Source organism: Xenophilus sp., assembly GCF_044462705.1.
Lineage (GTDB): Bacteria > Pseudomonadota > Gammaproteobacteria > Burkholderiales > Burkholderiaceae_C > Xenophilus > Xenophilus azovorans.
On the sequence record NZ_JBIQNC010000282.1, the window covers coordinates 1 to 5,047 of the forward strand.

The 5,047-nt window shown below is 71.7% G+C and carries 6 protein-coding genes and 1 pseudogene; 4 read left to right on the forward strand and 3 right to left on the reverse strand.

Annotated features, from left to right (window positions below; all coding sequences use genetic code 11):
- Together ACIY1X_RS24650 and ACIY1X_RS24655 are read left to right on the forward strand one after the other, a co-directional pair.
- Nucleotides 1-216: pseudogene (locus tag ACIY1X_RS24650) on the forward strand (cell filamentation protein Fic); the annotation flags it as partial.
- 12 nt (nt 217-228) lie between these two features.
- Nucleotides 229-450 carry a sporulation protein gene (locus ACIY1X_RS24655; RefSeq protein WP_399685841.1) on the forward strand — a complete coding sequence of 74 codons (222 nt, stop codon included), beginning with the start codon at nt 229-231 and terminating at the stop codon, nt 448-450.
- Between the two features lie 11 nt (nt 451-461).
- On the opposite strand, the gene ACIY1X_RS24660 is transcribed toward ACIY1X_RS24655, so the two are convergent.
- Genes ACIY1X_RS24660 through ACIY1X_RS24670 form a run of 3 tightly spaced genes read right to left on the reverse strand, consistent with a single transcriptional unit; the run spans nt 462 to nt 3,256 of the window.
- Nucleotides 462-2,024: a sensor histidine kinase N-terminal domain-containing protein gene (locus ACIY1X_RS24660; RefSeq protein WP_399685844.1), complete on the reverse strand. Its 1,563-nt coding sequence runs from the start codon at nt 2,022-2,024 to the stop codon at nt 462-464.
- A 46-nt stretch (nt 2,025-2,070) separates the two neighbouring features.
- Nucleotides 2,071-2,751 (reverse strand): response regulator, encoded by a 681-nt coding sequence (locus tag ACIY1X_RS24665; RefSeq protein ID WP_399685847.1) that lies wholly within the window; start codon nt 2,749-2,751, stop codon nt 2,071-2,073.
- A gap of 34 nt (nt 2,752-2,785) precedes the next feature.
- Nucleotides 2,786-3,256, reverse strand: coding sequence for a MarR family winged helix-turn-helix transcriptional regulator (locus tag ACIY1X_RS24670; RefSeq protein ID WP_399685849.1), 471 nt, complete (start codon nt 3,254-3,256; stop codon nt 2,786-2,788).
- A 143-nt stretch (nt 3,257-3,399) separates the two neighbouring features.
- Between ACIY1X_RS24670 and recA the strand changes: the two genes are divergently transcribed.
- Entirely contained in the window at nt 3,400-4,464 is a 1,065-nt protein-coding gene (recA, locus tag ACIY1X_RS24675) for a recombinase RecA (RefSeq protein WP_399685852.1), read from the forward strand.
- A gap of 116 nt (nt 4,465-4,580) precedes the next feature.
- A complete protein-coding gene (gene recX / locus ACIY1X_RS24680) occupies nt 4,581-5,039 on the forward strand; it encodes a recombination regulator RecX (protein ID WP_399685855.1) in 459 nt (152 codons plus the stop codon).
- Nucleotides 5,040-5,047 lie beyond the last annotated feature (8 nt).

Genomic DNA, 5,047 nt, shown 5'->3' on the forward strand with positions numbered 1-5,047 from the left:
GGCGATCTGAACATGGTCCATCCTTTCCGGGAAGGCAACGGGCGCGCCCTGCGCCTGCTGTTCGAGCAGATCGTGGTCAACGCGGGCCATGCGATCGACTGGTGGCAGGTGGGGCCTGAGGCTTGGTTGCAGGCCAACGTGGATGCCGTGGTGTGCGACTACGGACGTATGCAGGCCGTTTTCGATCGCTGCATCGGCGGCCCCTTGTCGGAGTGACAATCCGCCCCCATGCTGCTGCGCCTGCTGCTCGCCGTGCTGGTCCTCGCCAACCTGGGCTACTGGTGGTGGTCGCGCGGCGACGATCCGGCGGCGCAGGAGCGCGAGCCGCATCGCCTGCAGCAGCAGGTGCGGCCGGAGGTGCTGCAGCTCGGCCGCCCGGGCGCGCCGGATGCGCCTGCCGCCGCGCCCGAGGCCGCCCCGGCGCCGCCCGCGCCCGCCGCGCCGCAGTAGCCGGCGGCGCCCTACGCCGTTTCCTGCGAGGTATCGAAGCGCACCGTCACCCGCGTGCCCGGCGGCTGCATGCCGGGGTGCGCATCCTCCAGCGTGATGGTGGCGCGGTGCTGGCCGGCGATCTCGCGCACGATCGGCAGGCCCAGGCCGGAGCCGTCGGCCTCGTTGCCCAGCACGCGGTAGAAGGGCTCGAACACCAGGTCGCGCTCGGCCTCCGCGATGCCCGGGCCGGTGTCCTCCACCTGCAGCAGCAGCACGTGGCCGAAGGGGTCGGCCAGCACGCGCGCGGTGATCACGCCCTGCCGCTCGGGGCTGGAGGGCGTGTAGTTGATGGCGTTGTCCAGCAGGTTGCGGATCAGCTCGCGCAGCAGCGTGGCGTTGCCCAGCACCTCCACGCCGCGGGTGCCGGGCTCGGCGCCGTCGTAGCCCAGGTCCAGCGCGCGGTCCATGGCGCGGGGGACCGCCTCGCGCACCACCTCCATGGTCAGGCGCGCCATGTCGCAGGGCTGGCGCGCCAGCGCGCCGCTGCCGCCCTCGGCACGCGCCAGCGCCAGCAGCTGGTTGACGGTGTGGGTGGCGCGGATGCTGGAGCGCCCGATCTGCTTGAGCGACTGCTTGAGCGCCTGCGCGTCGGCCGCCTCACGCAGCGCCAGGTCGGCCTGCATGCGCAGCCCGGCCAGCGGCGTCTTGAGCTGGTGCGCGGCATCGGCCAGGAAGCGCTTCTGCGTGTTGATGGAGTCGGCCAGCTTGCCCAGCAGCACGTTCAGCGCCGACACCAGCGGCGCCACCTCCAGCGGCACGGTGGTCTCGTCGATGGGGCTCAGGTCGTCGGGGCGGCGCTCGCGGATGCGCTCCTCCACCACCGACAGCGGCTTGATGCCGCGCGCCAGCGCGATCCACAGCAGCATCACCGCCAGCGGCAGCAGCGCGAACTGCGGCAGCAGCACGCCGGTGGTGATCTCGCCCGCATGCACGGCCTGGCGGCGGCGCGTCTCGGCCAGCTGCACCACCAGCGCGCGGCCCTTGCCGGCGGCGGGGCCGGCGCCGTCGTCGGGGCGCGGCGGCTCGGTGGCGGGCAGCGGCTCGGGCGCGTTGCCCTCGCCCAGCACGATGCGCGGCGGCCCGTTGAAGGCCGGCTGCCCGGGGCGGCCCAGGGGCACCCGCAGCTGGGCGATGCGCACCTCCTGGCCGCCCAGCAGGCCGTCGGTGATGTAGACGGTGCCGGGCGCCGCGGCGTCGCTCAGCGGCGGCGGCAGGTCGGCATGGCCGGCGACGTGGCGGCCGGCCTCGTCGACCACCTGGTACCAGGCCTGGTCGTGCTCGCTGCCGCGCAGCAGCGCCATCAGCGCCGGCGCGGGCGCGAAGGCGCGCTCCTGCTGCTGCGCCGTCACCGCCTCCTGCGCCAGCACGCGCACGCTGTGCGCCAGCGCCCGGTCATAGGGCGCGTTGGCGATGCCGCGGGCCACCAGCCAGGTCACGCCGATGGACAGCAGCACGATCAGCAGCGCCGGCGCCAGCAGGGAGTCGAGGATCTCGCCGAACAGCGAGTTCTGCGCGCGCTGGAAGAGCTTCATGGGCGGGCCCCGGCCCGGGGGGCGGGGTGAGCGGCCGTGCCGGGGTTCAAGGCGAGGAGGGGATTTTTTCGAGGCAGTAGCCCAGCCCGCGCACCGTGGCGATGCGGATGGGGCCCTTCTCGATCTTCTTGCGCAGGCGGTGGATGTAGACCTCGATGGCGTTCAGGCTCACCTCCTCGCCCCACTCGCACAGGCGCTCGACCAGCTGGTCCTTGCTGACCAGGCGCCCGGCGCGCTGCAGCAGCACCTCGAGCAGGCCCAACTCGCGCGCCGACAGCTCCACCATGCGCCCGTCGATGCTGGCCACGCGCCCGGCCTGGTCGTACACCAGCGGGCCGTGCTTGATGGTGCTGCTGGTGGCGCCCATGCCGCGGCGGGTGAGGGCGCGCACCCGCGCCTCCAGCTCCTGCAGCGAGAAGGGCTTGGCCATGTAGTCGTCGGCGCCGAAGTCCAGGCCCTGCACCCGCTCCTCCACGCTGTCGGCGGCGGTGAGGATCAGCACCGGCAGCGCCGAGCCGCGCCCGCGCAGGCGCTTGAGCACCTCCAGCCCGTGCAGGCGCGGCAGGCCCAGATCGAGGATCAGCAGGTCGAACTCGTCGGTGGCCAGCAGGGCGGCGTCGGCCTCGGCGCCGCTGGCCACGTGGTCCACCGCCGCGCCGGAGCTGCGCAGCGTGCGCAGCAGGCCATCGGCCAGCACGTGATCGTCTTCGGCGATGAGGATGCGCATGGAAGGCTCGCTGGCGGTGAGGATGCCGAAAATTCTAGGAGCCGCAATACGCTTCCAGTCCGAGGGCAACCACGGTGGCGACCTCCTCGCCCACGCCGGCGCGGAACTCGGCCTCGGCCTGCGCCACCGAGCGGCGGAAGGCCTCCAGCCAGGCCAGCCCGTCGGCGGTGAAGACCACGCGCCGCGCCCGCGCGTCCAGCGGATCGGGCCCGCGCGTGACCAGGCCCCAGGCCTCGCACTGGTCCACCAGCGCGCCCATCGCCTGCTTGCTCATGCCCGCCGCCTCGGCCAGCTCCGTCAGGCGCGAGCCGCCGCGCGCCAGGTGCCGGGTGATGTGGATGTGCGCGGCGCTCACCTGCTGGCGCGCCGCCAGGTTCGACAGCGCCAGCGGCACCTCCGCGTCGTGCGCCATCAGCTCGAACACCCGCGCGTCGAAGCGGCGCATCGCCTCGCCCAGCAGCCGGCCCAGGTGGGTCTGGCGCCAGGCGTCCTGATCGTCCTGCATGTCTCGATAGTAAGGCAGGCTGACCAAAAACAGGCTTTACGAAAAAGTATCGGCCCCTACACTACTGGTCAAGCATCCAGCCTGTCATCAACCACAGCGGGTGCAGTCCGAGTTTCAACCCGTTGTTCTTCAAGGAGATGTTCATGGATGCCGTCGTCAAGGGAGCCAAGGTGGCCAGTGGTGCAGACAGCGAGAAGGCCAAGGCCCTGCAGGCCGCGCTGGCCCAGATCGAGAAGCAGTTCGGCAAGGGCACGATCATGCGCCTGGGCGAGGGCGAGGCCATCGAGGACATCCAGACCGTCTCCACCGGCTCGCTGGGCCTGGACATCGCGCTGGGCGTCGGCGGCCTGCCGCGCGGCCGGGTGGTTGAGATCTACGGCCCGGAAAGCTCCGGCAAGACCACGCTCACGCTGCAGGTGATCGCCAACATGCAGAAGCAGGGCGGCACCTGCGCCTTCGTCGACGCCGAGCACGCGCTGGACACGCAGTACGCCCAGAAGCTCGGCGTGAACCTGCAGGACCTGCTCATCAGCCAGCCCGACACCGGCGAGCAGGCCCTCGAAATCACCGACTCGCTGGTGCGCTCCGGCGCCGTGGACCTGATCGTGATCGACTCGGTCGCCGCGCTCACGCCCAAGGCCGAGATCGAGGGCGAGATGGGCGACTCGCTGCCCGGCCTGCAGGCGCGCCTGATGAGCCAGGCGCTGCGCAAGCTCACGGCGACGATCAAGAAGACCAACTGCATGGTCATTTTCATCAACCAGATCCGCATGAAGATCGGCGTGATGTTCGGCAGCCCCGAGACCACCACCGGCGGCAACGCGCTGAAGTTCTACGCCTCCGTGCGCCTGGACATCCGCCGCATCGGCACCATCAAGAAGGGCGACGAGGCGATCGGCAACGAGACCAAGGTGAAGGTGGTGAAGAACAAGGTCTCGCCACCGTTCAAGACGGCCGAGTTCGACATCCTCTTCGGCGAGGGCATCAGCCGCGAGGGCGAGATCATCGACATGGGCGTCAACGCCCGCATCGTCGACAAGTCCGGCGCCTGGTACGCCTACAACGGCGAGAAGATCGGCCAGGGCCGCGACAACGCGCGCGAGTTCCTGCGCGAGAACCCGGATTTGGCGCGGGAGATCGAAAACAAGGTGCGGGAATCCCTCGGGATTCCCCTGCTGCCGACGCAGGAGGCAGCAGATGAAGCGTGAGCTTCATGCGCCGCAGTTTCGGCGCAGCCAGAACAAGGTGCGGGAATCGCTGGGCATCCCGCTGCGGCCGGCCGGCGCGGCGGCGAGCGAGGAAGCCTGAGTCCCGCTGCGGGCCGATGGGCTTCCAGGCACCGTCGCTCAAGGGCCGCGCACTGCGCCTGCTGAGCCAGCGCGAGCACTCGCGCGCTGAGCTGGAGCGCAAGCTCGCGGTGCACGAGGACGAGCCCGGCACGCTGGCCCGGGCGCTCGACGAGCTGCAGGCGCGCGGCTTCATCGACGAGGGGCGCGTCGTGCAGTCGGTGCTGCACCAGCGCGCCGCCCGCCTGGGCGCGGCCCGGGTGCGGCAGGAACTGCAGGCCAAGGGCATCGGCGCCCAGGCCGTCGCCGAGGCGGTGGCCGGACTCCAGGCCACCGAGTTCGAGCGTGCCCGGCAGGTCTGGCAGCGGCGCTTCGGCGGCGTGCTGCCGCGCGACGCGGCCGAGCGGGCACGCCAGGTCCGCTTCCTGATGGCGCGGGGCTTCGCCGGCGCCGTGGTGGCCCGGGTGCTGCGGCACGATCCGGACGACGTGGCCTGAACTCCGGC

Coding starts and splice junctions, on each gene's coding strand:
- ACIY1X_RS24655 (WP_399685841.1), top strand. CDS start 229: ATGCTGCTGCGCCTGCTGCTCGCCGTGCTGGTCCTCGCCAACCTGGGC.
- ACIY1X_RS24660 (WP_399685844.1), bottom strand. CDS start 2,024: ATGAAGCTCTTCCAGCGCGCGCAGAACTCGCTGTTCGGCGAGATCCTC.
- ACIY1X_RS24665 (WP_399685847.1), bottom strand. CDS start 2,751: ATGCGCATCCTCATCGCCGAAGACGATCACGTGCTGGCCGATGGCCTG.
- ACIY1X_RS24670 (WP_399685849.1), bottom strand. CDS start 3,256: ATGCAGGACGATCAGGACGCCTGGCGCCAGACCCACCTGGGCCGGCTG.
- recA (WP_399685852.1), top strand. CDS start 3,400: ATGGATGCCGTCGTCAAGGGAGCCAAGGTGGCCAGTGGTGCAGACAGC.
- recX (WP_399685855.1), top strand. CDS start 4,581: ATGGGCTTCCAGGCACCGTCGCTCAAGGGCCGCGCACTGCGCCTGCTG.